This window comes from Wolbachia endosymbiont (group A) of Sturmia bella (genome assembly GCF_964030905.1).
Taxonomy (GTDB): Bacteria; Pseudomonadota; Alphaproteobacteria; order Rickettsiales; family Anaplasmataceae; genus Wolbachia; species Wolbachia pipientis.
Genome location: NZ_OZ034988.1, coordinates 1184422 through 1210397, shown reverse-complemented (window position 1 = coordinate 1210397; position 25976 = coordinate 1184422). Strand labels below are relative to the sequence as shown.

General features: G+C 34.9%; 25 protein-coding genes, 1 tRNA gene and 3 pseudogenes. 11 read left to right on the top strand and 18 right to left on the bottom strand.

Translation table 11 applies throughout. The features are described 5' to 3' along the window. The first annotated feature begins 6 nt into the window (after positions 1-6). Complete coding sequence (locus ACQH3L_RS05705) at positions 7-669, top strand: hypothetical protein (protein ID WP_010082435.1); 663 nt, start codon at positions 7-9, stop codon at positions 667-669. Here the strand turns inward: ACQH3L_RS05705 and ACQH3L_RS05700 are convergent. The 7 genes from ACQH3L_RS05700 to ACQH3L_RS05670 all read right to left on the bottom strand — a co-directional run bounded on the left by ACQH3L_RS05700 (position 666) and on the right by ACQH3L_RS05670 (position 5804). Continuing rightward, positions 666-2162: a proton-conducting transporter membrane subunit gene (locus tag ACQH3L_RS05700; RefSeq protein WP_425384756.1), complete on the bottom strand. Its 1497-nt coding sequence runs from the start codon at positions 2160-2162 to the stop codon at positions 666-668. The genes ACQH3L_RS05705 and ACQH3L_RS05700 overlap by 4 nt on opposite strands. 114 nt (positions 2163-2276) lie before the next feature. Continuing rightward, complete coding sequence (locus tag ACQH3L_RS05695; protein WP_425384755.1) at positions 2277-2531, bottom strand: hypothetical protein; 255 nt, start codon at positions 2529-2531, stop codon at positions 2277-2279. An 11-nt stretch (positions 2532-2542) separates the two neighbouring features. After that, positions 2543-2914 carry a holo-[acyl-carrier-protein] synthase gene (locus tag ACQH3L_RS05690; RefSeq protein WP_010082456.1) on the bottom strand — a complete coding sequence of 124 codons (372 nt, stop codon included), beginning with the start codon at positions 2912-2914 and terminating at the stop codon, positions 2543-2545. Then, a complete protein-coding gene (gene proS, locus ACQH3L_RS05685) occupies positions 2911-4179 on the bottom strand; it encodes a proline--tRNA ligase (RefSeq protein WP_022626352.1) in 1269 nt (422 codons plus the stop codon). Before proS ends, ACQH3L_RS05690 begins: the two co-directional genes overlap by 4 nt. A gap of 102 nt (positions 4180-4281) precedes the next feature. Continuing rightward, complete coding sequence (locus ACQH3L_RS05680; RefSeq protein ID WP_425384754.1) at positions 4282-4476, bottom strand: hypothetical protein; 195 nt, start codon at positions 4474-4476, stop codon at positions 4282-4284. Between the two features lie 148 nt (positions 4477-4624). Continuing rightward, a complete protein-coding gene (locus tag ACQH3L_RS05675; RefSeq protein ID WP_010962848.1) occupies positions 4625-5269 on the bottom strand; it encodes a hypothetical protein in 645 nt (214 codons plus the stop codon). Positions 5270-5681: 412 nt separating this feature from the next. After that, the gene (locus ACQH3L_RS05670) at positions 5682-5804 is read right to left on the bottom strand and encodes a hypothetical protein (RefSeq protein ID WP_425384753.1); all 123 of its coding nucleotides are present in this window, start codon (positions 5802-5804) and stop codon (positions 5682-5684) included. Positions 5805-6026: 222 nt separating this feature from the next. On the opposite strand from ACQH3L_RS05670, the pseudogene ACQH3L_RS05665 reads away from it, so the two are divergent. From ACQH3L_RS05665 to ACQH3L_RS05650, 4 genes and pseudogenes are all read left to right on the top strand, one after another. Next, a pseudogene (locus ACQH3L_RS05665) lies at positions 6027-6724 on the top strand (IS4-like element ISWpi18 family transposase); the annotation flags it as partial. A 51-nt stretch (positions 6725-6775) separates the two neighbouring features. Continuing rightward, a pseudogene (locus tag ACQH3L_RS05660) lies at positions 6776-7282 on the top strand (transposase); the annotation flags it as partial. A gap of 432 nt (positions 7283-7714) precedes the next feature. After that, a complete protein-coding gene (locus ACQH3L_RS05655) occupies positions 7715-8242 on the top strand; it encodes a c-type cytochrome (protein ID WP_425384752.1) in 528 nt (175 codons plus the stop codon). 1 nt (position 8243) lies between these two features. Beyond that, positions 8244-9005 carry an alpha/beta hydrolase gene (locus tag ACQH3L_RS05650; protein ID WP_010082470.1) on the top strand — a complete coding sequence of 254 codons (762 nt, stop codon included), beginning with the start codon at positions 8244-8246 and terminating at the stop codon, positions 9003-9005. Between the two features lie 175 nt (positions 9006-9180). Here the strand turns inward: ACQH3L_RS05650 and trpS are convergent, their stop codons facing one another. The 5 genes from trpS to ACQH3L_RS05625 form a co-directional block, all read right to left on the bottom strand. Next, a complete protein-coding gene (gene trpS, locus ACQH3L_RS05645) occupies positions 9181-10179 on the bottom strand; it encodes a tryptophan--tRNA ligase (RefSeq protein WP_425384751.1) in 999 nt (332 codons plus the stop codon). A 17-nt stretch (positions 10180-10196) separates the two neighbouring features. Further along, the gene (locus ACQH3L_RS05640; RefSeq protein WP_425384750.1) at positions 10197-10766 is read right to left on the bottom strand and encodes a nucleotide exchange factor GrpE; all 570 of its coding nucleotides are present in this window, start codon (positions 10764-10766) and stop codon (positions 10197-10199) included. Positions 10767-10827: 61 nt separating this feature from the next. Beyond that, positions 10828-11814, bottom strand: coding sequence for a polyprenyl synthetase family protein (locus ACQH3L_RS05635; RefSeq protein ID WP_010962840.1), 987 nt, complete (start codon positions 11812-11814; stop codon positions 10828-10830). 10 nt (positions 11815-11824) lie between these two features. After that, on the bottom strand, positions 11825-12145 hold the full coding sequence (rpsP, locus tag ACQH3L_RS05630; RefSeq protein WP_006279266.1) for a 30S ribosomal protein S16: 321 nt from the start codon (positions 12143-12145) through the stop codon (positions 11825-11827). Positions 12146-12476: 331 nt separating this feature from the next. Then, entirely contained in the window at positions 12477-14285 is a 1809-nt protein-coding gene (locus ACQH3L_RS05625) for a SurA N-terminal domain-containing protein (protein ID WP_425384749.1), read from the bottom strand. Positions 14286-14616: 331 nt separating this feature from the next. Here ACQH3L_RS05625 and ACQH3L_RS05620 point away from each other — a divergent pair, with 331 nt between their 5' ends. Both ACQH3L_RS05620 and rho read left to right on the top strand, forming a co-directional pair. Then, complete coding sequence (locus tag ACQH3L_RS05620; protein ID WP_010082495.1) at positions 14617-15219, top strand: cell cycle transcriptional regulator TrcR; 603 nt, start codon at positions 14617-14619, stop codon at positions 15217-15219. Between the two features lie 199 nt (positions 15220-15418). Further along, positions 15419-16822: a transcription termination factor Rho gene (gene rho / locus ACQH3L_RS05615; RefSeq protein WP_007549497.1), complete on the top strand. Its 1404-nt coding sequence runs from the start codon at positions 15419-15421 to the stop codon at positions 16820-16822. Positions 16823-16988: 166 nt separating this feature from the next. On the opposite strand, the gene ACQH3L_RS05610 is transcribed toward rho, so the two are convergent. Both ACQH3L_RS05610 and ACQH3L_RS05605 read right to left on the bottom strand, forming a co-directional pair. Further along, the gene (locus tag ACQH3L_RS05610; RefSeq protein WP_010082496.1) at positions 16989-17465 is read right to left on the bottom strand and encodes an RDD family protein; all 477 of its coding nucleotides are present in this window, start codon (positions 17463-17465) and stop codon (positions 16989-16991) included. A gap of 22 nt (positions 17466-17487) precedes the next feature. After that, positions 17488-18024 (bottom strand): RDD family protein, encoded by a 537-nt coding sequence (locus tag ACQH3L_RS05605; protein WP_006279799.1) that lies wholly within the window; start codon positions 18022-18024, stop codon positions 17488-17490. A gap of 145 nt (positions 18025-18169) precedes the next feature. Between ACQH3L_RS05605 and icd the strand changes: the two genes are divergently transcribed. From icd to nth, 3 genes and pseudogenes are all read left to right on the top strand, one after another. Next, positions 18170-19588, top strand: coding sequence for an isocitrate dehydrogenase (gene icd, locus ACQH3L_RS05600; RefSeq protein WP_010082497.1), 1419 nt, complete (start codon positions 18170-18172; stop codon positions 19586-19588). An 82-nt stretch (positions 19589-19670) separates the two neighbouring features. Continuing rightward, positions 19671-20949 (top strand): annotated as a pseudogene (locus ACQH3L_RS05595) (molecular chaperone DnaJ). 30 nt (positions 20950-20979) lie between these two features. Further along, the gene (gene nth, locus ACQH3L_RS05590) at positions 20980-21618 is read left to right on the top strand and encodes an endonuclease III (RefSeq protein ID WP_010082499.1); all 639 of its coding nucleotides are present in this window, start codon (positions 20980-20982) and stop codon (positions 21616-21618) included. 117 nt (positions 21619-21735) lie between these two features. On the opposite strand, the gene dapE is transcribed toward nth, so the two are convergent. Further along, a complete protein-coding gene (gene dapE / locus ACQH3L_RS05585) occupies positions 21736-22932 on the bottom strand; it encodes a succinyl-diaminopimelate desuccinylase (RefSeq protein WP_010082500.1) in 1197 nt (398 codons plus the stop codon). 42 nt (positions 22933-22974) lie between these two features. Between dapE and ACQH3L_RS05580 the strand changes: the two genes are divergently transcribed. Continuing rightward, on the top strand, positions 22975-24231 hold the full coding sequence (locus ACQH3L_RS05580) for an iron-containing alcohol dehydrogenase (RefSeq protein WP_425384748.1): 1257 nt from the start codon (positions 22975-22977) through the stop codon (positions 24229-24231). 170 nt (positions 24232-24401) lie between these two features. Here ACQH3L_RS05580 and ACQH3L_RS05575 read toward each other — a convergent pair. The 3 genes from ACQH3L_RS05575 to ACQH3L_RS05565 form a co-directional block, all read right to left on the bottom strand. Next, positions 24402-24474: transfer RNA gene (locus tag ACQH3L_RS05575), tRNA-Met, on the bottom strand. Further along, a complete protein-coding gene (purB, locus tag ACQH3L_RS05570) occupies positions 24474-25766 on the bottom strand; it encodes an adenylosuccinate lyase (RefSeq protein ID WP_425384747.1) in 1293 nt (430 codons plus the stop codon). The genes ACQH3L_RS05575 and purB overlap by 1 nt, the downstream gene beginning before the upstream one ends. After that, on the bottom strand, positions 25763-25960 hold the full coding sequence (locus ACQH3L_RS05565) for a hypothetical protein (protein ID WP_236717745.1): 198 nt from the start codon (positions 25958-25960) through the stop codon (positions 25763-25765). Before ACQH3L_RS05565 ends, purB begins: the two co-directional genes overlap by 4 nt. Between the last annotated feature and the right edge of the window lie 16 nt (positions 25961-25976).

The following is a 25976-nucleotide window of genomic DNA, read 5'->3' as shown; positions in this document are numbered from 1 at the left end:
TGTGTTATGGAAGATAAATTGCTTGAATCAGTAAAAAACAAAAGTTATTTCAGTAAAGCAGTCGAATGGTACTGCCATAGGTATCTGTTTTGTGTAGCAGAAAGATCTTGGATGGCATTAATAGTATCGCTTCTCCTAGTATGCTTATGTTTATTAACATTAAACATATACCTGTTATTTCCTATTAAAAAAGATTTAAATTTTGTGAAGTATATGAACCACACAGAAGATGAGTTCTCTGCAATGCATAAGCTTAGTTTCAGTAAAAAGGAAGATGAATACACTTCCACAGCGAGGTACTTAATAAGTAAATACATTGAAATATACGAGTCCATTAAGATCGTTGAACCGAAGTACCAAGAAAATTTTATAAGAAACAATTCTATACATAAAATCTATCAAGGCTTTCAGGAAAAAACGAATAATGAAGCTGGTAATTTGTCTTTATCTAAAAGAAAAATCGCCAACATAAATGTAATAACATTATCTATTGATCGATCGACCAAGGACTTAGTTACATTTGCTGGAAATGCTACTGTAGTTTTTACAACCGAGCAAAATAAGGAGGATACTGTGGAGATTAGCTTCACTTTGTCGAATATAAAAGCAACTCTGGCTGGTATAATACCATTTAAATTTATTGTTAATGGTTATAAATACAGATTTTAAAATATTACTTGGTAGTTAAAAAAAATAACCAAAGTGCACATAGCAGTAATAACTGGAGGTAAAACTAGAAGAATTGGTGTTTTTTTAATAAAGTAATTCTGAGAAGGTTTTAAGAAAAAGGCGTTGTAAATTATCGGTAAAAAGTACAGAGCGTTGAGTATAGTACTAACAATTAACACTAGAGTTACAAACACAGAAAGTATTACATTGCCAGAGTTGAAAACAGCTTGAAAAATGAGAAATTTACCCCAAAAAGTCGGAGCAGGCGGCACCCCTATCATAGACAATGCACCTATAGCAAATGCTGTCATGCTAATTGGCATACTGCGTCCTATACCGTAAATCTTATCTATATATTTCTCACCTGCTCTCGTTATTATTGCTCCGGCAACGAAAAACAAAGTGATTTTTGCAAATGCGTGGCAAACTAATTGAAAAATTGCAACCCTCATGCTGAGATCACTAAAAATTGAAGCGAATAATATAATATACGACAATTGAGAGATGGTAGAGTAAGCAAGCAATTTCTTTAATTCTTTTTGCTTTAGTGCAATCAATGATGCAGTAATAATAGTAAATCCAGCAGCGTACGGAAGCCACCCTCCAGCAAACCAATTTTGCTGCACAAAACGTTGCATATTATCGACGCCGAAAGTGTATAATATAACTTTTATGATGATGAAAACTCCGGATTTCACAACAGCAACAGCGTGCAGTAGTGCACTCACAGGAGTTGGTGCAACCATTGCTTTTGGTAACCAAAAATGCATTGGCATTAATGCAGCTTTTCCTATTCCGTAAATCAGCATAGCAAAACACACTGCAATGAAAGTGATGAGTGAAGTATCAAATTTGAATATTCCACCGCTTACAAAGTCTAAAGTATGAAATTCATGATATAGAAGGCCTATTGCAGGAAAAAATAATACCAAAGAAGAGAAAAATAGCACGCCAAAGTAATAGCGTCCTGCAATCATTGATTCATTTGTTGAGTTGTAAGTAACCAGAGGGTATGTACTAATAGTTAGAAGCTCATAAAAGACAAATGTAGTGAGCAAGTCTCCAGAAAAAGCAATAAACATTGCACAGCCAATCGATATTGAAAAAAAGCATAGAAAACTTGAGTGATTGCTATCAGCATAGTTATTCTGCATATAACATATTGCATATATACTGGTCAGCACCCATAAAAACGATATTAATAAACTGAATATTACTCCGGTAGACTCTAGCTTTAAACTAATGTGCAAATTATTACCAAAATCCATGAGAATAAATTGAGAATGATCACCATATACCCAATATAAAGTGCACAGACACGTATACGTAAACAGAAGTACAGAAGAAGTGACAGTAATACTATTGTTCACTCCGGGCCATTTACCAGTAAAAAAAATAACTAACGCACTTAAAAGTGGAATCAACGCAGTAATTAATAAATAATTCTCAGTAATTGAAAATGGTAAGGAAAGAGACGTTAAAACACAGTCCATTAAATAATTCATCTTTTTGTTTAGGTAAAGCTAGAATTATACTAAAATCATAGAAAAACCGCTATGGTTTTTTGGCAAACTAGTCGTTTGTGTATGCTATAGCTATACTGCGATTCATTCCACAACTGTACGAACATTTGTTTTTGTTAAACACAACAAAGATGTCATCCCAGTGCCCAGACTACTTGGATCCAGGAAAGTTTGCTTGTGAGCAAGCAAACTAGCATAGAAAAACGTTTTCGATGAGATTGCAGAAAACCAGTGTCTGGGCACTGGGATGACAAAGGAGGACAGTGTCAAGCACTGACCATTTGCTGTGCAGTTTACCTTTAAAAATGAATGTTCATACAGTAAGCCATAAGATGACAAAAGAGTAAACTTTATCTGTGTGAGCTATAGACGCAAATTACAACAAATGCAGTAGCGTAATCTCCATCGTCACTTAAAGAAAGATGAATTTTGGAGATAAAATCCTTGCTAACGGTAAGATATGGCTTGCCTCTTACATCATTGTATATTTCTATATCTTTCATTGTAATACCCTGACCACTACCTCGTGCTTTAACAAAAGCTTCTTTTGCTGCAAAGCGTTTAGCAAAATACCTTGCTCGCATTTCTTGACTATTATACTTTCTACTTAGCTCTATTTCCTTTTCAGTGTAGATTCTATTGAGAAATTTTTCCCCGTATTTTTGTAATATTCTCAATATTCTTGGTATATATACTATGTCAGTGCCGATACCGTGTATCATTTTGCGCTAAAGTGATTTATTGCTTCCTCAATCTGCATTTCCTTTACCTCTCCAGTTGCTCTATTTTTTACTTCAACTATATTTTCACTTACTGCTTTCTTTCCGACAATTATTTGCCACGGCAAGCCTATCAGATCCATTCTAGAAAATTTTACTCCTACACTCCCTTCCGTATCATCGTAAAGCACTTCATCGCTCTTCAAAGCTTTGTATATTTTATCTGCAGCCTCCGTTACTTTCGTTTGTAAATTGATTAAACCAATTCTGAAAGGAGCTACCTCCTCCGGCCAGATAATTCCCTTATCATCATGAAAAGCTTCTATTATCGCACCAACAAGTCTTGAAACCCCAATGCCATACGAACCCATATGTATATTGACATTTTTTCCATCTTGAGAAGTAACACTTGCCTTCATAGGCTTTGAATATTTGTCGCCAAAATAAAAAATATGCCCTATTTCAATACCTTTACTAACATTTAACTGCTCTTGTGATATAGGGCAAGTCTCAGGATCATGCATATCATCTGCAACTGCGTATATACTCTTTAAACTTTCAATATCTTCACTCTCTAGTAGTTCAGAAAATTTATTGTCATAATATAAAGTGCTCTCACCAGTGTTTGCCAATATATGAAACTCGTGGCTCAAATTTCCTCCAATTGGCCCCGTATCAGCTCGAACTCCAATTGGAGTAAATCCCATGCGTTTGAAGATTTTTATGTAAGTTTTGTACATCAAATTATATGAATTCAGTGCACCTTCGTAATCTACATCAAAACTGTATGCATCCTTCATCAAAAATTCCCTGCCCCTCATAACACCATAACGTGGTCTTACCTCATCACGGAATTTCCATTGAATTTGGTATAAACAAAGTGGCAAATCTTTGTAACTTTTTACCACATCTCTAATTAAATCAGTTGCTATCTCCTCATGCGTTGGACCAAAAAGCATATCTTCCTCATGCCTATCCTTTATGCGTAGCATTTCCTTACCGTAATCATCGTAACGCCCTGATTCTCGCCAAAGACTTGCTGGTTGCACACAAGGCATTAATGCTTCAATAGCACCGGATTTGTTCATTTCATCTCTGATAATATCTTCAATATTCTTAAGCACTAAGAGACCAAGTGGTAACCACGTATAGATGCCAGATGCTATCTGCTTTATTAAACCTGCACGCAAAGAATATTGATGGGAGATAATTTTAGCATGGGCAGGCTTTTCCTTTAGAGTTGGCAGGTAATATTTGGATAAGCGCATATAATAGGTCTGATTGTATTAAGTAATCTTAATACAATCAGACCTGTAGGTAAACTTATTTTGAAAAGGAAGGGAAGTGCATGGCTGACCATTTCATAGTTATCATAGTCCTTGTACAACATTTTCCTTTTGGCATCGCAACGCTTTTCCACCAAACTGTGCTATGCGATCCTCAACAGAAAGAGGAGGTGAATCTTGCACCTCATTATCCACTGAGTCAACATTATTTACTTGTGGTGAATCAACACACGAACTTGGCGGTACCGGTGACTCCTCTTCACTATCTGAGAATTGCATGACTGCTGCTCTCTCCTTAAGTCTCTTTGTCCAATCTGAATCATTATCATCCGACTTCTTTCTCTCTGCTTGCTCCCTATCTATTCTTGCAGCAAACTCTTCTGGTGTTTCTTTTTTGTCAGTGCCCCACTACTTTCTAATTTTGCTTTCAATTCATTTGTAAAATTTTGTTGCTGCCCACTCTTTTTAACGTAGTACCTCCTCTTATCTGTTCAAACAGAGTAGAATGATTATTATTCTCAGGTTCACCAGCCTTCTTCGGTGCATCATTCTTAGGTTGCTCCGTACGCTTGGAAGCTGTAAAAAAATGCGGAGGCGGAGGTGGTAGTGCAGCATCTTGTGGCAATGGAGGAGGTGGCGGCGGTGGACTTGGATTTGGTTGTGTTCCAAACGTTACTGGAGGTGATTGAGGAGTAGGTACATTTGATTTATTCTCCAGATTAGTACAATTTTTACACACAAATTTTTGTGGTTCTTGAGATGGAGTATGGCCGAATTTCTGTCCATTAAGACCTACTTCTTTCTTATTATCATCTCTAGAAATAGCCAGTTTAACAAGATATGTCACTGAAATAAGTGCAACAACCGTAGAAACAGCAAAAATTGCTAAAGGAACTGCTGCAATAGGACCAGAACCAGAAACTGCTATAATAACATAAGGAAGATATTGACCAGATATGAAACTAAATATAGATAATAATGAAACAGCAATTAAAGGTTTCCATATAGTCTGCTTAGTTTTAGTAAGCTCCTGACTATCTTTTAGCAATGAAGAATTATTGGATATCATCATTTCTTTGCCTCACTTGTTAACGATAATTTAATAATAACCCAATTAATAATTTCTGTCAATAATTAATTATGAAAAACAAAGTTGCAATTTGAATAGATAAGCTATAAGTAATATACGACCAGCAATAGCCATACAATAGACTTCTTGTATAACCCACACTAAGTAGAAAAAAGGTGTCATCCAAGTAGCTGACACTGCTCTCCTTTGTCATTCCAGTGCTTGACACTGGAATGACACCGAAGGGGCTACTGCCGTCTTGGATGGAAACCAGTGTCAGAACTAGTTAACCATGGGGCTTCTTTTGCCTTTTTTTCCATTTGGTAAATTTCTTAAATATTTATGGCTAACATGAAGCTAAGTACGAACTTTGTTAAACATAACAAATGGTGCCATTCCAGTGCTCCTTTTTTTGTCATCCCAGTGCTTGACACTGGGATCCAGTTTTCCATATAATCTCATCGAAAATGTTGTAACCACTTTCTGTGCTAGTTTGCTTGCTTACAAGCAAACTTTCCTGGATCCCAGTGTCAAGCACTGGGATGACATCATAGGGACACTGGGATTACACCCTGACAATCGTCATCCAGCTACTTGTTAGCGGCTAAGAGATACCGCGAATGAATCGCGGTATGACGGTTCGTGGCGGCATGACGATAACCTCGTCTCACTGCCATTAAGTTAAGGAAAAAAGATAGATTTTATGGGATAATGATGTATACCAATAAGTTTAAAGGTAGTATGAGTAAAAAAGGCAGTAATAAAATTTATTCAAAATGAATTGGCAAGTCTAGAATTTATAGAATCCCATAAATCATCTTCAAAAGATTTTATGAGAAAGAGGAAGTTATCTTTTATTGACATATTTATCTTAATTTTAAGAAAAAGTGTAAAGTCGCTGCAAGTAATACTAAACGAATTTATTTTATATAGGAAAAAAGACTATACCGTTACTGCTAGTGCTTTTAGTCAAGCAAGAAAAAAAATGAAACACAGTGCATTTTCAGAAATTAACGAAGGTGTGGTTTCCTTGTACTACCAAGACCAAAAATTTAAAACTTGTTTTGGCTTTAGAGTGTTAGCTCTTGATGCCTCCAAAATCATTTTACCAACAAGCGTTGAAATAAAAAATGAATTTGGCTCAAGAAAAATACGTAACCAAAAACCAAAAGATTTAGGTGATTATGCAAGTGCAACCTTTGCGGTTTGTTAAGATGTGCTAAATAATGTTGCCATAAGGTCAGTGTTAGATAGAGGTAACACTCATGAAATTAACTTAGCAGATGGAATGCTTAAAGTTGTAAATACTAATGACTTACTGATTTGTATATTTATCTTATAAATTTCTTTCTAGCCTTACAAAAAGAAAAATTGCTTATGTCATTCGATGTCCCAGATCATCTTTTAATGAAGTGAATGCTATGTTTGAAGAAAAAAGCCCATCTAGTGTTGAGGTTACCATATGTGCTCAGCGTAAGATAAAACAAGAAAATAGTGGAATAACGCTTCAAAGTGGTACTGCCATCTGGTGAAATTGAAGTGTTAGCTACATCATTAATGGATGAACAAAAGTTTCAAACTGGAGGATTTAAGGAGTTATATTTTTTACGCTGGGGAGTTGAGACATTTTTTGCAAAACTCAAAGGAAGACTAAGTCTAGAAAATTTTACAGGAAAAAGTGTTGAGTCTGTTAAACAGGATTTTTGGTCAGCTATCTTTATTAGCAACCTAGAAAGTGTTATGACAGAAGATGTAGAAGAAGCGTTGAATATGGACTTAACCGATGATAAGCTTAAGAGGAGCATTAACAAATCTGTCTCATTTAACGCGATCAAAAACTTGGCTTTCGACATTTTTGCTACGGAATCAGATACTGACTGCATTATGGATCAATTATCAAAGCTATTTTTGATGAACACTTTGGCGGTAAGAAAGGGAAGGAAAGTTGATCGTCATAAGGTACCTTATCTTCGTTCGTTCAATTACCAAAAAAGGGTTAGAAAACACATATTTTGACTAGAGGTAGTATTCATATCTTCTGATAATAACTGGGTAGCTTATTGCCATAGCTCCTGTAAAATGACTTCTAAACAAACTATTTCTTAAGTAATTTACACTTCAGAGTTTATCTGCTTTAAAGTTTACTCTATTCTGTTTCAGTATTTGTCATAAATCCTTAATTATTTCTGACTTTTTAGTTCAGTTTTTAACCATTCTTTCCTTAACTTAATGGCAGTGAACCTCGTCATCCCGCTACTTGTTAGCGGGATCTCTTGTTAGCGGCTGAGATACCGCGGCGGTATGACGGTTCGCGGCGGTATGGACGTAGGAAAACCTTTCTTGGGTTAGCTATAGAGACTCTCATCTTTAGCGAGCTTCAAGGTAATTGGTTGCTATTTGCGAAAATATTCGCATAATTTAAGTAACATTACTTAATAAAAATTAACTATGGAGCTTAATAAGATTGCAGCATCGATTTTACTTTCTGGGCTAATCATTATGATAGTTAGTAATGTAGTTGATATGCTTTACAGTCCAGAAGAATATAAGATTGAACACCAAACGATAGTAGCTGCTGGCAGCAATGAGTTCCAGCAAAAAATCGAGCAAGTGGCGCTTGATATTGGAGCGCTCATGCAGAATGCTAGCTTTGAGAAAGGTAAATCAGCAGCAAAAAAATGTATAGCCTGCCATAGTTTTGAGAAAGGTGGAATGAATAAAGTAGGACCAAACTTATGGAACATAGTTGGAAATAAAAAGGCCCATCTTGGTAACTCATTCAATTACTCAAAAGCAGTGCTTGAAAGAGGTGGAAAATGGGGGTATGAGGAGCTATTTGCCTTTTTAAAGAACCCAAAAGCCTATATAAAAGGTACACGTATGGCATTTGCAGGTATTTCCAATCCACAAGAAATTGCAGATCTAGTTAGTTATTTGCGTCAATTGAGTGATAGCCCGGTTGCTTTGCCAAAGTAGTATGGATTATTGTAAATTGTTTGATGGAAATAATGGTCACATAGCATATCGAAAGCTACAAGGAAAGAAAGCTTCTGTAGTTTTTTTCGGTGGATTTGCATCCAATATGGATGGAACTAAAGCAACTGCTATTTACAAATTTTGCCAAGAAAATGACGTAGCACTTGTGCTATTTGATTATTTTGGTCACGGTCATTCAAGTGGTAATTTTATTGATTACACGATAAGTGATTGGCAAAAAAATTGTGCTAAAGTAATGAGTGAATTAACTAGCGATAAACAAATAATTATAGGTTCAAGTATGGGAGGATGGCTGATGTTGCTCACTGCCCTTCAATTTCCAGAAAAAATTGCAGCACTAATTGGTATATCGTCTGCTCCCGATTTTACTGAAGATTTGATATTCAAGCAATTGTCAGGCAAGCAAAAAGAAGAACTAGATTCTAAAGGTGTAATAGATTTTACTTCAGAGCATTGTACATACAAAATAACTAAAAATTTGATCGCAGATGGCAGAAAGAACCTTCTTTTAAACAAAAAGACAATAGATATAAACTGTCCTGTGCGCTTGCTGCATAGCATTAATGATAAAGATGTTCCTTATCAAACTTCATTGAATTTAGCTGAAAAAATTAAGTCAACCGATGTTGAAGTACACTTAATAAAATCAGCAGAGCACAATATGTCTGACAATCATTCACTGGAAGTTTTATTTAAGACCATTAGAGAATTTTGTAACCAGACTGCATTCTGTGATTTTTAGCAAAACACGATTTTTCATTTGAGCTTTCTTCAACTTAAAATAAATACAGAAAATTGCTGCCTATAGCTAAACTGACTTAGATTTACCGACAATTTGAAAAACCGTCATCCCGCTACGTGTTAGCGGCTGAGATACCGCGGCGGTATGACGGTTCGCACCATCACACTTTGGAACCTTACAGATATTGAGCAAATCCAATAATATCCTTGATTTCTTTTATATTATGGGTTGCAATTTCTGCTGCTTTCTTTGTGCCTTTTTTTAATATTTCATGTAAATGGAATTGGTCTTTTAAAAGATCATTCATTTTCTCACGTATGGGTGATATAACACTGATAATTAAATCAGCTAACTCTTTTTTGAAGTGCTTCATGTCATGTTTGTTCACTTCTTCACATACTTTTTTCACATTTACATTACTAAGCACTGAATAAATGTTTATCAAATTGCTTATTTCTGGTCGGCACTCTAAAGTAGCAAAGCCTAGAATTGAATCTGTTTTTGCTTTTTCTATTTTTTTGACAATTAAGTCATCCGTATCATCAAGGTTAATGCACGAATGTTCTGAAGGATCAGATTTACTCATCTTGCTTGTACCATCTCTTAAGCTCATTATCCTTGATGTGCAATCCAAAGTTAAGATTTCAGGTACGATGAAATGATACAGCTTATAATGATTGTTAAAAGCTGATGCAATATCACGTGCAAGCTCCAAATGCTGTTTTTGATCATCACCAACAGGAACGTATTTAGTTTGATACAACAATATATCTGCAGCCATAAGTACTGGATAACTATATAATCCAAGAGAGGCTTTTTGTTTATCGCTGCCAGCTTTATCTTTAAATTGAGTCATGCGATTAAGCCAACCAATTGGTGTATAGCACCCAAGCAGCCAGCCCAGTTCTGCATGACCACTAACTGTGGACTGATTAAAAATAATGGACTTTTCTGGATCTATTCCACATGCAATATAAGCTGCTGCTGTTTTGAAAATATTACTTTTTAATTCACTTGCGGGAAGCTTATTTGCTGTGATTGCATGTAGGTCGACAATACAAAAAAGAGATTTGTATTTATCCTGTAAGTCTATCCACTGTTTGATTGCACCAAGATAATTACCTAAATGTAGTACGCCACTTGGCTGGATACCTGAAAAGACAATACTTGTCATTATACATTTACCTCATGCTAATCGTTTCCACAATCAGCAGATTTCTTAGAAAGAATAACCATTGCAGGGCGGAGCAACCTATTTTTGATAGTATAACCAGTTTGTAGTACCTCTACAATGGCGCCAGGCTCTTTTTCATTGTCTTCTCTTTCCACAACAGCTTGGTGTAAATTACTATCAAAAAGCTCACCAAGTGGGTCTACTTCCTCTATTCCATGTTTTTTTAGATCATTTATAATTTTTTGATAAGCTACTTTAATCCCCTCATGAACAGGATCACCGTCTTTCAAAATTTCCATTACTCTTTTTAAATTGTCGCACGAGTCGATCATATCACGTGCAAGTTTTGTGACTGCGTAGTCACTTGCATCGCTAATTTGCTTTTGCATTATACGTTTGACGTTTTCATTATCTGCAACAGCACGGCGTAAATGATCTTCAAGCTGAACTGCACGTTCTTTTAATGTATTGAGATCTTCATTTAAATCATCAGTTTGCTTATGGTTATCACTTTGTTGGTCGTCACCTTTCTGCCTACTTACCATATCAGCAAACTTCTTCTTTTTCTCCTTACTGCTATCTGACATATCATTACCCTTAAGAATCTAATAAATATATAACAATTAATCTGAAAATATCAAGCGCCAGCTACATTCGTCTTTCTATGCTCGCATTTAAAAAGTTAATTAAAGTAGTTTTATAAAAAGAATCAGAAAAAGTACTAATATCATTTTGTGCCATATTAATGTAGTGTCTAGCTTTTTCCATAGAAAGCTGAATGGCATTATGGTGATTAATATAGTGTAATGCTTGGTCAAAATTGTGTCTAGCTGAAGAAAAGCATTTTTCCCAGAATTTTTGCTCTGCTGGACTGCCCTTTTCGTATGCTATAATAGCAGGTAAGGTGACTTTACCTTCGAAAAAGTCTTTTCCGACTTGCTTTCCAGAAGTGCCTTGATTAGCAGTATAATCGAGCATATCATCAACTATTTGAAATGCCATACCAAAATTAAAACCAAAATTCTTTAGCCTCTCTGTTTCGTCATTTGTTGCACCAGATACTGTTGATGCAGCTTCACAGCATGCAGAAAATAAAGATGCTGTCTTTTCTCCAATGATATCAAAATAATTTTCCCTGACTGTGTGGGGGTCAAAGCGTGCTGTCATCTGCTTTATTTCACCCTTCACAAGTAAATGCGATGCTTTAGATAAAATAGAGAGAATATTTAAATTTCCACACTCTATAAGCCATCTAAATGCTAGAGTCAACAATAGATCACCAACTAAAATGCTTGATTTATTTCCCCAAATCTTATTCGCTGTTTTAACTCCATGGCGTGCCTCACTTTCATCGAGCACATCATCATGAAGTAAAGTAGCATTGTGTATAAACTCTACCGATGCAGCAACGTTGATCCTATTCTCCCCAGAATAGTTTAGCATTTTACATATAATAAAAACTAGTTTAGGCCTTATTTTTTTTCCACCTGACCTAACAAGATGAGATATAATATCAGTAGCAAGCTTAGCATCTTCATCATTGACATTTTTGAAGACAAAGTCATTCATAGCTGACAAATCAGAAGATACAATATCGTCTAATTTATCGCTGTTTGTTAAATCAGTATTTAGCATTTTAAGAGACTTATGCCTCTTGCCCTTGTGCTTTCTCGTTCTCTACTTTCTTCTTTTCTGTTTTCTTTGGTTCTGTTTCTAAAGTTACTATGCCTTTTTTGATAAACCACAGTACTCTTTCAGTTGCCTGCGCGCCTACACTTAGCCAATGTTTTAATCTATCAGCTTTCACCACAACACGATTTTTATTGTCTTTTGGTAACATTGGATCATATTGTCCTATTTTCTCAATAAAACGCCCATCTCTTGGTGCTCGTGAATCAGCTACAACTATCCTATAAAAAGGGCGTTTCTTTGCGCCAAACCTCGCCAACCTTATTTTAACTGCCATGTTAACCTTTATTCATATATTAGCCACAATTTTATACAATGAGCCGTTTTAAGTCAAATGAATTATACAGCTTTTGCACCTTATAATATAATTACCAATAATGTAGGGCAGTGCCGGGCGCACAGCTATACGAACATTCATTTTTGAAGGTAAATTGCACAGCAAATGGTGTCATTCCAGTGCTTGACACTGGAATCCAGCCTTTTTTTAATCATTAAAACGTTGTATTTTAACATAAAACGGCTACTTTTATGCTTACCAACTTAATAAAATTCCTGGATCCCAGTGTCTGGGCACTGGATGCGTTTGAAGCAGCTTATAAGATTTTTGATTATATATCATCAAGTATAGCGTGATTAACTTCGACTTTATACTTTGATTCCAGATAGCTAATTAATTGCTCTTTTAGCGATATCATCACACGTTTTCCGGTGTCAAGCGTGTTTAATTTGCCATTTGATGAATGCATTTCTTTTAGAACACCTATTATAATTTCATTATTGTATTGAATAGGATCTGTCACTGAACCAGTTGTTTTCATATTGAAAATCTCTTCTACAAAAGAAAAGGGGTAGTTTTGTTGATCCACTTTATTGCGGTGCATCTGCTGACCTTTAACTAATTCCACACCTTGAATTTCTTCCAAATCTGTTTTTTCTCTTAGTTGAACTGCAACCTCTTGACCGAATTTAAACATTCTTTCTTTTATAAACTCACTACGCCAAAGCTCTACCGCTAATGCCTTGCCTTCTTCAAAACTTTGCAATTTGGGTGGAAAGATATCGACGATTTTTACACTAACAACGGCGTCCCCAACGCCCTTAAAATAACCTTTCTGATCCTTTTCTCGCGAAAAAATGAAAGAAATCAAATCACCAGAATCTCCTACGTTATTACCGCTTTGATCTTTTCCACTCGCATCTACTGGACCAATAGTTTGTATAGGTAAATTATATTCACTCAATATTTCTTCAATTTCTGAACCATTGTATATCTTATAGTTCACTTGGTTTATGAAATCATTGACTCTTTCAAAAGACTTTTGGTTAGTTAGAACTGACTTTATGTCTTTTTTTAAATCAACTAAGTCTTCATCAGAGATTTGATGCGCACTTTCCACTTTTACTATGTGCCAACCAAAACTGCTTGCTAAAACTTCACTTACTTCACCTACTTTAAGAGCAAATACCTTCTCTCTCACGTCTTCTGGTAAAAAATCCTTAGTTATATTATTTACTCTAGTTTCCTCAAGTTTTGCTTTGCCAAACTCTTCTACTATCTGTTCAAAGCTTGTTTTACCCTCCTCAAATGCTCTTCTTGCTGTCTCAGCTTCTTCTTTGGTAGAAAATATTGCATTGAATATATCTCTTTGATTTTTAAGTTCTTGTTGTTCTATTATACCATCAACTTCTTCATCTGAGATCTTGATTTGATCTTCAAAATACTTTTGGCCTAGGGAAATATATTGCGCAGTTCGATACTCAGGATAATAAAAATGGGATTTATTTCTTTCGTACAAATCAAGTAAGGCTTGATCATCTGGTTCAGGAATGTTTGTAACTGCATCTTCAGTTATTTTAACAATATCAACTACTCTAGTTTGGTAGCGACTTTTGTATATCTGCTCATCAATTTTCTCGCCAAAAGTTACTGGATAATTATCTTTAAATAATGAAGTCATGAACATCATTGCAGGCAGGACTTTCTCTAGCTTTGCTATATACTCTTTCTCTGTCATATGCAGGTCATTTAGCGTTTCATAGAATTTATTTTTGTCAAATTCACCTTTATCATTTTGAAAGTATTTGGTGTTTTTAATATGGTTTTTTATAGATTCTTCTCCAACTGTCAACCCCAGCTCACTAGTTAGGTTAAACAATAGTTTTTGCTCTATAAGTACGTTAAGCAAATCATATTTCAGCTTTTTTACTTGTTCTCTACTCGCATCAGATCCAGAAATTTGTTTTCCATAATTTTGATATAGCGACTTATACTCATCTGACGTTATAACTTCTTTTCCAACCCTAGCTACCTCTTCTTTTTCATCATCACCTGATAAAAGGTTGCCAATTCCCATGAAGATTAACAAGCAAGCTAAAAGGACAACGGTTACTTTAGTGAAAAAATTTTTAACATTCATTTTAAACCCAGTTAATTAATGATTAATTATAGAATAGTGATAATTTAATGCTTGTAAACCTGTTGCTTTATTAGCTAATATATATAATATTACAATATATTGACTTAAAATTTAACTCTCTAATCTTAAATAGGAACATATGTTTAACTGAGTTATACTATACCTTAGGAAGGGGAAATATTTTGTTTGAAATATGCTTAAAGGTAAGCGCATTTAATTAACTTAAGAGGTGGGAAGTGACAAACAAAAAGTTATTGAATGACAAAATTAATGCTTTTTTAGTTTTAATAGTTTATATTTTAGCTCTGTATAACAGTAAGGGATACTTTAAATGGGAGATGCTTTTTTGATGTCAATGGAATCTTCTAAGGGCAATAACGATAGAAATAAACAGTTTCTAGTGCAAATAGCTGCTTGGTTAGTAGACAACACTGGTTTAACTTTTAATCAAATAGCACAATGTTGCAGATTGGCCCTTGAAGAAGTACAAGACATAGCTGATGAGGAAATAGAAGTAGAAAAATATAACCCTATTATTTCTGGAATAATTACTGAAAAAGAAATCGATGATTGCAAAAAAAATCCAAATCGTGTACCAAATTTGATTATAAAAAATATAAAAAAAAGGAGTAAAGCGATTGGTAGCATTCTTGGCTTTGCCTCTACGGCAAGACGTAGAGATAAACCTGATGCGATTTATTATTTAGTAAAAAAATTTCCTATCTTGGACAATAACGTTATAGCTAAATTAATTAGTACAACAAATTACACAGTTGAGCAGGTAAGAGATGGATCTCATCATAACATGCAAAATATAAAACCCCAAGATCCTGTACTACTCGGCTTATGTAGTCAAGAAAATTTAGAAGCAGAAGTGGAAAAAGCAAAAGTAGAAGAGGAGAAGCAAGAAAGGTTAAAAAAATATAAAGAATAGCTATTGAAAATCCTCAAATTTTTGTGTTTTGTTAACATTAAATTAACTTGACTTGCTAGTGTTTATTAGTATAATGTAAGTAAAGTACGGGGTTTAATGATAATTAAGCTTAATACGCACTGAAACTAACTCAGCCTAATTTATTATCTTATAGTCACATTTTAGGTTAGTAAGCATCAATTAAAATTTTTGGAGGATTATGACAACAATCAATGAAGATGTTTTGGCAAAAGGAAAGGTTACAGCTCAACCTGAAAAAAGTGAGCAAATTTACAATAACGATACAGTAAAACAGATGGTCAATGAAGGTACTGAGAAAAACAGAAAAACATTAGATCTGAGCGAATTAAAAGAGAAAACAGCAGAAGAATTGTTAGAGTTAGCTGAAGAAAGAAAAATTTCAACTAACGGTAAAAGCAATGGTAGAATGCTAAAGCAGGAAATAATATTCAGCTTAATGAAAAAAATGAGTGAAGAAGGAGGCATAACCACAGGGAGTGGAATAGTGGAAATATTGCCTGATGGTTTTGGTTTCTTACGTTCAGCAAGTGCAAATTATGCCCCAAGTACCGATGATGTTTATATTTCTAACGGGCAAATAAAGAAGTTTAATTTACGTACAGGAGATATGGCATATGGAGAAATAAGGCCACCTGGTGATAAAGAGAGATATTTTACTTTAACTAAGGTTCAAAGTATAAACTCTACTGAAGTAAGTGAATTAAGAAAGTACGTCCATTTTGATAATTTGCTTCCTCTTTATCCTGAGGAAAGCATAGTACTTGAGTGTAATAATGGTGATGATAAAAAAGGCTTAAGCATGCGTGCTATAGATATAGTAGCTCCTCTTGGAAAAGGGCAAAGAGCGTTAGTAGTTGCTCCACCTCGCACAGGAAAAACTGTATTGCTTCAGCAAATGGCTAACTCTATAGCTATAAATCACCCTGAAGTAGAATTAATAGTGTTACTTATAGATGAAAGACCTGAAGAAGTAACAGATATGATACGTTCTGTAAAAGGTGAGGTAGTAAGTTCTACATTCGATGAGCCTGCTTACCGTCACGTACAGCTTGCTGAAATAGTAATAGAAAAAGCTAAAAGAATGGTTGAGCATAAAAAAGATGTGGTAATTCTACTTGACAATATTACTAGACTTGCACGTGCTTATAATGCGGTTATTCCTTCGTCTGGGAAAGTTCTAACTGGTGGTGTAGATTCAAACGCACTGCAGAGACCAAAACGCTTTTTTGGAGCAGCTCGTAATATTGAGAATGGGGGTTCTTTAACTATAATCGCCACAGCTCTTATAGAGACTGGTTCAAAAATGGATGAAGTTATTTTTGAAGAGTTTAAAGGTACAGGAAATGCTGAGATCATACTTGATAGAAAACTTTCTGATAAACGTATATTTCCAGCTATTGATATTACAAAATCCGGAACAAGGAAGGAAGAGCTATTAGTTGATAAGGCTATACTAAATAAAATATGGGTGGTGCGTAGGATACTCAATCCTATGGGACCCGTTGAAGCAATGGAATTTTTACGTGACAAACTACTTTTAACAAAGAGCAATGCTGACTTTTTTAACTCCATGAATCACTAAAAGTAAGCCAGTTATGATGGATATGCTGAGCAAAAAGTAAAACGCTCTTATAGCTAAAATAATTTGGATTTACCAAAATATATTTATAGTTAAGTTGGCAATTTACCTTAAGTTAGCGCGTGACACTGGAATGACACCCTTGGTGGCAGACAGCTAAAGGAAAATATCAACTAGGTTTATAATCTATCACTACCGTGTTTGCAATTTTGTCGTGAAAAGCTTGTTTATGTTCATCACCTACTGCACATACTAAAACTAAGATTAGTATAGCTAAGAATAAAATGGGATTACAAAGTGATATGCAATAAATTATAAAAAGAGCTATAGTCCTTTTCATTGCTTGCATTGTAGTGATTGACTCAAATGTATCTTTGTCTTTTACACGCATGCTAAATAACAAGTGTCCTGGAGTGCCGCCAAATTTTACTAGCATGAATATATGAAATATACATGGTATCATTAAAAATAAAGAAAATACAATCGTGGTGATTACAATTATTGCACCCATGATCCCTTGTATTGCGTGTGTAAGTGAGAAATCCACCGCCATTAAACCAAATGGTATTGCGATAAATAAAATACAATCAACTATAAATGCTAGAGTACGTCTTGTCATCGTTGAGTAGTTTACTTTTTTATCCATGTACTACCTATAAAGAAAAATATCAACTAGATTTATAGTCTATCACTACTGTTTTTGCAATTTTATCGTAAAAAGTCTGTTTGCGTTGATCAAATACTGCAAACAAAAATAAAATTAGCACAATTAAAAGATATAGAAAAGTATAACCATGATAATGCAGATGAAGCAAAAAGCGAAAAATAATCCAGATGCTTCCCTTAGAAATACATCTTATTGTTGCTTGCATAAGGGTAACATTTGTAAATGTATTAGCATCTTTAATATGCATACCACACAATAGTTTTCCTGGGGTACCACCAAGTTTTGTTACCATTAATATTTTGGATATTGTTAGTACTAATGTTGCGACCACTGTAGAAACTATAAATGGTATTTCTGTTGCTAGTTGTGCAAGTTCCTGAAAAGAGTCTTTATCTTGATCTTGTAATGATACGATGAATACACCATAGATAAAACCGAAGATAAAATGAGGGGAAAATATGATGAGGTCAAGTATTTCTGCTACAATACGCCTTGTAAATCCTACATAATTTACTTTAACATTTATTTCAGTATTCATAACCCCACCTATATTTCATAATATCATCATATGATATAAAAATACGTTATTAAATAACCGTAAATATACTAACTTGGGTAATATTAGCTACTTGTGCCACTCTATTATTTAAATTAATATTAAATCATTTATAACTAGGGAAGTTATGTCAACACTAATCACAGTTGCATATGGCGACGGTATCGGACCAGAAATCATGGAAGCGGTGCTGTCGATATTGCGCGAAGCAGAAGCGGAAATCTCAATAGATATTATTGAAATAGGGGAGCGTGTTTACAGTAAAGAATGGTCTCACGGAATTTCTCCAAGTGGTTGGGAATCAATTGAAAGGACAAAAATATTATTAAAATCTCCGACAACAACTCCTCAAGGTAAAGGGCACAAAAGCTTAAACGTTGCACTCAGAAAAAATCTAGGGTTGTATGCAAATATCAGACCATGCATTTCATATCATCCTGTTATAGAAAATAAATTCGATAAGTTTGATATCGTAGTGATACGTGAAAATGAAGAGGACGTTTACACCGGAATAGAGCATAGGCTCACTGGTGACTCTTACCAATGCACTAAAATTATTACTAGATCTGGCTCAGAGAAGATATGCAGGTACGCTTTTGAATATGCAAAAAAACACAACAGAAAAAAAGTAACTTGCCTGACTAAAGATAACATCATGAAAATGACTGACGGAACTTTCCATGCCGCGTTTGATCGCATTGCAAAGGAATACCCAGATATAAAGGCAGAACATTATATAGTTGATATTGGAATGGCGCGTGTTGCAACAGAACCGGAGAATTTTGATGTTATAGTAACCGAGAACTTATATGGCGACATATTATCAGATATAGTCGCACAAACCTCTGGATCTGTGGGGCTTGCCGGAAGTAGCAACATCGGGAATGAATACGCAATGTTTGAAGCAGTGCACGGTTCTGCCCCTGATATTGCAGGAAAAAACATAGCCAATCCTTCTGGTCTTTTAAATGCTGCAGTGCATATGCTAATTTACATAGGTCAAGTGGGTACTGCAAAACTAATCTACGATGCATGGCTCAAGACTTTGGAGGATGGAATACACACTGCCGATTTATATAAGGAGAAAAGAAGTAAACAGAAAGTTGGTACAAAAGAATTTGCAGAAGCTGTTATAGACAATCTAGGAAAAAAACCGAAAACATTATCTGAGCTTATAATTGGCAGTGATCCAAATAGTAAAGTGGATAAAATACAGGATAATTATGAACAGGATTATAAGATTAAAAAACTAGTGGGTAGCGATATAACGCTTGCCTGGAGTAAGCCGGCTGACTTTGACCAAATAGTGAAGTTGTTTGAAACAAGTAATCCGCAGATTATAGCAATATATTCAAAAGGCCTTGCGATTTGGCCAGGAAGTTCAAAGTCTTCAAGTGACCAAATAACCTGCAGGTTCATTGCAAATAATGAAATTACAAATAGTGATGTGAATAACTTGCTAATCAAATTTGAGGAACATAATTTTGATGTGGTGAGAATGGATAAGTTGTATTTGTATGATGGGAAAGAGGGTTTCTTCTCTTAGTGGTTGCTTGATATTTTTATGCTTGTGTGAAACATTAAATATATTATACTAATAGTATCGTGTATTTATGTGAGGTGTAGTAATGAGTCAACATTTTAAGTTAACTGGTCAGGAGTTTTATGATAATAATGATCTGTTTAACGTACTAGAGATAAAAGCTGAACAAATTGTAGGTAAGGATTATCAAGCTCTTAGCAAGTTTCTGAAAAAACAATATAATAAATTGATACTTGTAAACCATCCTGACAAAGGTGGAGACAAAAATAGATTTGATCAGATTTATAAAGCTTATCAAGAGCTAAAAAAGTACATTGAACCTTTAGAGTCAGGAAATCCTTGTGTTAAAGTCAGTGTTGGTGCTGAAAGTGATGGGCGTTTAACGGCAGGAGAGTTTCACTATAGGAGAAGTTTGTTTAATAAGCTAAAAATAAGTTTATAGGAAGATGCTGTAGGTAAAGATTTTGATGGAAAGAAATGACTATTCGTTTAAAAAAGATCTAGAAAAATGCATGAAACTCCAAGCTCAAATAAATAGGATTTTGCAAAATCCAAATTTAGATAATTTTAAGAAGAGTGTAGAAAGTACAAAATTAATGAAAGAGCTATATCAATATATAACAAAGCCAAGCATACAATTATTCAATTATATTACTCCTATAGAAGAAAAGAGAAGCCTAGTTAAAGAAGATAAGAAAGCATTAGCGTTGAAATTTATAGAGCGTAAAAATGCTCTACTGCTTGTCCCAAAAATAAGTCTTCTGCCTTTAGCTCTATTAACTACAGTTACTATAGGTTGCTATTTTTCATGGTGGATCATAGGATTTAATATCATTGCTGGTAATGCCTCTCATTTATTAGTAAATTATTATATGAAAAAGTATAAAAATTCAGAAATTTCCACTGATGAATTCATGAGTAAAATAAACTATATCACGCTAGGCAATAAGCTTCTTATCAACTATCCTTTAGCTGCTTTTTCTGTTTATCTACTTACAACAAATTTCATTGCTAATAGATTAACTGTTGGTGGGACCATACTTGGTTCACTATTGTTATTGGCAGTATTAATTGAAATGTTAGCTCCTGTTTTCTCAAAAGGCTGTGAAATATATGCTGAAAAGCACACAAAAGATTTACTAGAAGAGGATCCAAGAGATAGGGTACAAAAGGAAACTGACCTGTTAGGATGGTATGATCCACGAAAACTGTTAATGCCAATTGTTATGCCTCTTATTAAAAAGTGTTTTGCGGAAGTGGTAAGCGAATTTGCTGAGAGAAATTTTGATGAAGTGAACACTAATGTGTCTGATGTTAATACTGAAGGACTATCTAAGCCTCAAGGAATTGAATTTGCACAGTAACCAGTGTAGTATAGGCTTTTAGCTCTATGCATGGACTCAAAAAAAGTAGAATTGATATTTGAAAAGTTTCAAGAATCAAATTCTGCACCAAAAATAGAGCTAAATTATATCAATCATTATACGCTTCTGGTCGCAATAGTTTTATCAGCACGGACGACCGATGTAAGCGTTAACAAAATTACAAGAGAACTTTTTAATATCGCTGATACGCCAGAAAAAATGCTGAATCTTGGGCAAAACGAGCTAAAAAAACGTGTAAATAGTATCGGTTTATATAATTCCAAAGCAAAAAATATAATCGGGCTCAGCAAAATATTGATTGAGAGGTACAATAGCAAAGTGCCTACTGATTTCGATGATTTGGTGTCTTTGCCGGGAGTGGGAAGAAAGAGCGCTAATGTGTTCTTAAATTCGGGGCTTGGCATTCCAACATTGGCAGTTGATACTCACGTTTTTAGAGTGAGCAATAGAATTGGGCTTGTGAAAGAAAAAGATGTGTTTAAAACAGAGCAATCTCTTTTAAATGTGGTTCCCAAAAAATACCTGCTTTATGCTCATCATTGGCTAGTTTTGCATGGTAGATATGTTTGCAAAGCACAGAAACCTTCGTGTGAAACGTGCATAATTCATGATTTATGTGAATTTGAGTGCAAAAGGTATAAAGTCTAGTATTTCTTCTTTTGTCATCCAAGTAGCTATAGAAACGAAAAAACTTACTTGACACATTTTGCTGGAATGACACCAGTTGTTATTCAGACAACAGTTATGCAAGAGATCTGATTACATCTAAGCTAACAATGGACCACTAGATATATTACTAACTACGTTGACCTGATTCAATATTTTATTAGTGGGATTGAAATAATTTTCTATAAATTCCTTATATATAGCTGTTAACTTGTGTATATCGTTTACTGATACGCATTCGTTTATCTGATGTGCAGTTTTGTTGATTATACCAAATTCAATCACTGGACAAACATCTTTGATAAACGCAGCGTCAGATGTGCCACCACTTGTGCTAAGTATAGCATCAATGTTGGTAACCTTACTTATTGCATCAAGCATAATATCAGTATTTCTATCGGGAGTAGAGAGGAAAACGTCCCTGCTGCTATGCATAGAAAGTTTATAATCGTTAGTTACACTGGAGCATATTTCATCAATCAGCTTATATAAGCCACCCGGTGTTTGTTCATTGTTATATCGAATGTTAAAACGTGTAGTTGCTGAGCCAGGTATTAGATTGCTAGTATTATTTCCAACATCGATAGTAGTAACTTCGCAATGTGAAGGCTGAAAATATTTATTACCATGATCAAAAGTAGTATTTTTTACCTTACTCAATATCGATATTACCTTATATATTGGATTGTCTGCTAGGTCTGGGTAGGCAACGTGCCCTTGTTTTCCATGGCAAATTAATTCAAATGTTACAGAACCTCTTCTGCCTATTTTTATGGTATCACCTAATTTCTCACTACTGGTTGGTTCGCCAACCACACAAAAATCTATCTTTTTCTGCTTATTTTTCATCCATTCCAAAACTGCCTTTGTTCCATATTCTTCCATGCTTTCTTCAGCACTGGTAATCAATGCACTTATTGAACCATTAAATTGAAACTTCTCTGCAATCAAATTTACCATAGCAGCAATAAATGCAGCTACTCCGCTTTTCATATCAGCGGCCCCTCTTCCATATAGCATTCCATCCCTCACTTCTGGTTTAAATGGACCAAATGCCCAATCTTTTAACTGACCCGGTGGTACAACATCAACGTGCCCAGCAAAGCACAAATTTGGTACTCCATTTATATATTTCGCATAAAGATTTTTAACTTTATCACCAAATTCTAAAATCTCACAATCAAAGCCGCTCTTCTTGAAGATTGTTGCTATATACTCTATTGCCCCGCTGTCTTCTGGTGTTATACTCTCAAAAGAGATCAATTTCCTAGTTAGCTCTACAGGGTCAATTTTCATGTCAATCTTAAAATACTTATACTGCTATATTGTAAACACTCTATGCACTATTTAAAACAAATATTACATCAAACCGAACAAACTTTTCTAAGGGAAGTAATAACAGATTACCACCTTGCTGATGATATCTATGAAATATGCACACAACACGGAAATGACATCTTTCTAGTTGCAGATGAAAATACAGCAAAACTTTTAAACAAAAACGTATTTAATAAAATTTCTCATTTAATTATTCCAACCCCACCTGCCATTCCAGTGTCACGCGCTGGGATGACATCAAGTAGAGAAATGACACCAAGCAGAGCTGCCTCTCTTGAAACCGTAAATCTAGTGAGAAACAAAGTAAAAGACAGTGACTTAATAGTTGCATTTGGTAGCGGCACCGTTAACGATATCTGCAAATATGCAAGCTACCTCGAGAAAAAAGATTATATATCCTTTCCAACAGCCGCTTCTATGAATGGATATACATCCGCAAATGCTTCAATATTAGTAAATGGATATAAAAAATCGTTCAAAGCACATCTTCCAAGAGCAATATATATAGATATAGACATACTTGCCAATGCGCCACTGCGCCTCACATTAAGCGGATTTGCAGATTTCATTTGTCGTTCAACAGTTCAGGCTGACTGGCTACTATCTCATTTGTTGCTTAGCACAGAATACAATGAATTACCTTTTACACTTGTTCACGATTTGGAGCAAATTTTGCTAAGAGAATATACGGCGCTTACTAAAAGAAGTGGAAAAGAGGTCCTATTACTTATGGAAGTTCTACTAATTTCAGGACTTGGAATGGTGATGTCAAAAGGCAGCTATTCTGCAAGCCAAGGAGAGCATATGATAGCTCACGCAATGGAAATGGTAACAAAAGATTATTCCTCACTACATGGTGAAAAAATTGCTGTCACAACGATTACTATGGCTAATTTACAGGAAAAGATATTATCAATACAAAAACCGATTATCAAACCGACCACTTTAGATGTAAAACATATAACTCAGTACTTTGATAATATCGAATTTGTAAGAACTTTTGAACAGAAGCAAATTATGCAGCAAAAAATCCAAGAGATTATTTGTAAAGAATGGCATAATATTTCCAGTTTAATTAAGCAAAATTTACTACCTGCAAAACACCTGCAAAAAATATTTGAAGATCTATCAATTCCACACTTACCAGAGCACCTCAGTTGGAATAAAGAACAATATTGTAAAGTGGTCGATCTTGCGTTTACAACAAGAGATAGATTCACCTTTCTTGACTTAGCTAACTGCATAGAAGAAAGTTAAGTTTTGTAGTGAAATTCTGTCATTTAAAGAGATCATAGGCCAAAAGCTAAACCCTTTTCACAATCTCTTATCCATTGTCTCCTCACCTGAGTGGATATACAACTCATTCCAAGTAACTGACACTGGGTTTCACCAATAGCACTGCTTTGCTAAACATAGTTTAGTTCGAGTGGCTGAGGAGGGACTTGAACCCCCGACCAAGAGATTATGATCCTCCTGCTCTACCAACTGAGCTACTCAGCCTAATTAAAAACCTTATTATACACACGATCTATATGTTTCGTATAATACTTCAAATCAAACAAAGATTCAAGTTTTTCCGAGTTAATAACCTTAAGTAAGGGTTTATCTTGTTTCAATTCGGCCAGAAAATCACTGTTGTTTTGTTTCACTTTCATTGCATTGCTCTGAACAATTTTATACGCCTCTTCCCTCGCCAAACCACTATTTACTAACTCAAGCAATACACGCTGTGAGAAAACTAAACCTTTTGAAGAATTTAAGTTCTTTTCAATGTTTTCCTTATTGATCACCAATTTATCTATCAAATCTGTTAATCGCACTAAAGCAAAATCAATTGTTATACAAGCATCAGGAGCAATGCATCTTTCCACAGACGAGTGTGATATATCACGTTCGTGCCACAATGCAACATTTTCTAACGCAGGAAAAACATAACTGCGTATTAAACGTGAGAGTCCAGTCAGATTTTCACTTAAAATAGGATTACATTTGTGTGGCATAGCAGAGCTTCCCTTCTGCCCAGTGGAAAAATGCTCAGAAATTTCGCCGATTTCAGTTCTTTGCAAATGACGAATTTCAACAGCAACATTTTCTATTGAACTTGCAATTACTCCCAAAACTGAAAAGAACATGGCATGTCTATCACGAGGAATGATTTGAGATGATATGGTTTCAGGTATGAGTCCCATTTCTTTCGCTACATATTCTTCAACAAACGGATCAACATTTGCAAAATTGCCTACTGCACCTGATATTTTACAAATTGAGATCTCTTTTTGCGCGCTAATTAATCTCTGATAATTGCGTTTAAATTCAGCATAAAATCTGGCAAATTTTATTCCAAGAGTTGTTGGTTCTGCATGCATTCCGTGACTGCGTCCAACACAAACAATATCTTTATAGTCCTCAGCTTTTTTTTTCAATGCTGCAAGTAAATTTTTTAGATTCTCGAGCAAAATATCACAGGACTCTTTCAGTTGCACCGCAAGGCATGTATCCAAAACATCAGAACTTGTCATTCCATAATGAAGATAACGAACATCAACTCCCGCTTTTTTAGCAATATATGTCAGAAAAGCTATAACATCATGTTTTACAATGGATTCAATTTCGTTGATACATTCAACATCAAATTCAATAGCACCAGAGAGGTTCTCAGCAATATTATTCGGAATCACTCCTAACTTTGCTTGAGCTTCACACGCTAATTTTTCTATTTTAAGCCATATATTAAATTTATTATTTTCCTCCCAAATGGAAGACATTTCTTTTCTGCTATAGCGGGGAATCATTTTTGATTTATTCCAATAATGGTGTCATTCCAGTGCGTGACACTGGAATCCAGATATAAAAGTATTTGCAAATTATTCAATGGACAACGGATTCTAGAAGCATAAAATAATGTCCATGATGAAATAAACTGGATCCCAGTGTCACGCACTGGGATGACATGAGGGAAGCACTGGGATGACACCAGCTTAGCCATGGCAGAAATTTCTTTA

Coding starts and splice junctions, on each gene's coding strand:
- ACQH3L_RS05580 (WP_425384748.1), top strand. CDS start 22,975: ATGCACTATTTAAAACAAATATTACATCAAACCGAACAAACTTTTCTA.
- ACQH3L_RS05640 (WP_425384750.1), bottom strand. CDS start 10,766: ATGTCAGATAGCAGTAAGGAGAAAAAGAAGAAGTTTGCTGATATGGTA.
- trpS (WP_425384751.1), bottom strand. CDS start 10,179: ATGACAAGTATTGTCTTTTCAGGTATCCAGCCAAGTGGCGTACTACAT.
- icd (WP_010082497.1), top strand. CDS start 18,170: ATGTCAACACTAATCACAGTTGCATATGGCGACGGTATCGGACCAGAA.
- proS (WP_022626352.1), bottom strand. CDS start 4,179: ATGCGCTTATCCAAATATTACCTGCCAACTCTAAAGGAAAAGCCTGCC.
- ACQH3L_RS05650 (WP_010082470.1), top strand. CDS start 8,244: ATGGATTATTGTAAATTGTTTGATGGAAATAATGGTCACATAGCATAT.
- ACQH3L_RS05675 (WP_010962848.1), bottom strand. CDS start 5,269: ATGATGATATCCAATAATTCTTCATTGCTAAAAGATAGTCAGGAGCTT.
- rho (WP_007549497.1), top strand. CDS start 15,419: ATGACAACAATCAATGAAGATGTTTTGGCAAAAGGAAAGGTTACAGCT.
- ACQH3L_RS05705 (WP_010082435.1), top strand. CDS start 7: ATGGAAGATAAATTGCTTGAATCAGTAAAAAACAAAAGTTATTTCAGT.
- ACQH3L_RS05610 (WP_010082496.1), bottom strand. CDS start 17,465: ATGGATAAAAAAGTAAACTACTCAACGATGACAAGACGTACTCTAGCA.
- ACQH3L_RS05620 (WP_010082495.1), top strand. CDS start 14,617: ATGGGAGATGCTTTTTTGATGTCAATGGAATCTTCTAAGGGCAATAAC.
- ACQH3L_RS05655 (WP_425384752.1), top strand. CDS start 7,715: ATGGAGCTTAATAAGATTGCAGCATCGATTTTACTTTCTGGGCTAATC.
- ACQH3L_RS05605 (WP_006279799.1), bottom strand. CDS start 18,024: ATGAATACTGAAATAAATGTTAAAGTAAATTATGTAGGATTTACAAGG.
- dapE (WP_010082500.1), bottom strand. CDS start 22,932: ATGAAAATTGACCCTGTAGAGCTAACTAGGAAATTGATCTCTTTTGAG.
- ACQH3L_RS05690 (WP_010082456.1), bottom strand. CDS start 2,914: ATGATACACGGTATCGGCACTGACATAGTATATATACCAAGAATATTG.
- ACQH3L_RS05565 (WP_236717745.1), bottom strand. CDS start 25,960: ATGGCTAAGCTGGTGTCATCCCAGTGCTTCCCTCATGTCATCCCAGTG.
- ACQH3L_RS05680 (WP_425384754.1), bottom strand. CDS start 4,476: ATGCAATTCTCAGATAGTGAAGAGGAGTCACCGGTACCGCCAAGTTCG.
- ACQH3L_RS05625 (WP_425384749.1), bottom strand. CDS start 14,285: ATGAATGTTAAAAATTTTTTCACTAAAGTAACCGTTGTCCTTTTAGCT.
- purB (WP_425384747.1), bottom strand. CDS start 25,766: ATGATTCCCCGCTATAGCAGAAAAGAAATGTCTTCCATTTGGGAGGAA.
- rpsP (WP_006279266.1), bottom strand. CDS start 12,145: ATGGCAGTTAAAATAAGGTTGGCGAGGTTTGGCGCAAAGAAACGCCCT.
- ACQH3L_RS05635 (WP_010962840.1), bottom strand. CDS start 11,814: ATGCTAAATACTGATTTAACAAACAGCGATAAATTAGACGATATTGTA.
- ACQH3L_RS05700 (WP_425384756.1), bottom strand. CDS start 2,162: ATGGACTGTGTTTTAACGTCTCTTTCCTTACCATTTTCAATTACTGAG.
- nth (WP_010082499.1), top strand. CDS start 20,980: ATGGACTCAAAAAAAGTAGAATTGATATTTGAAAAGTTTCAAGAATCA.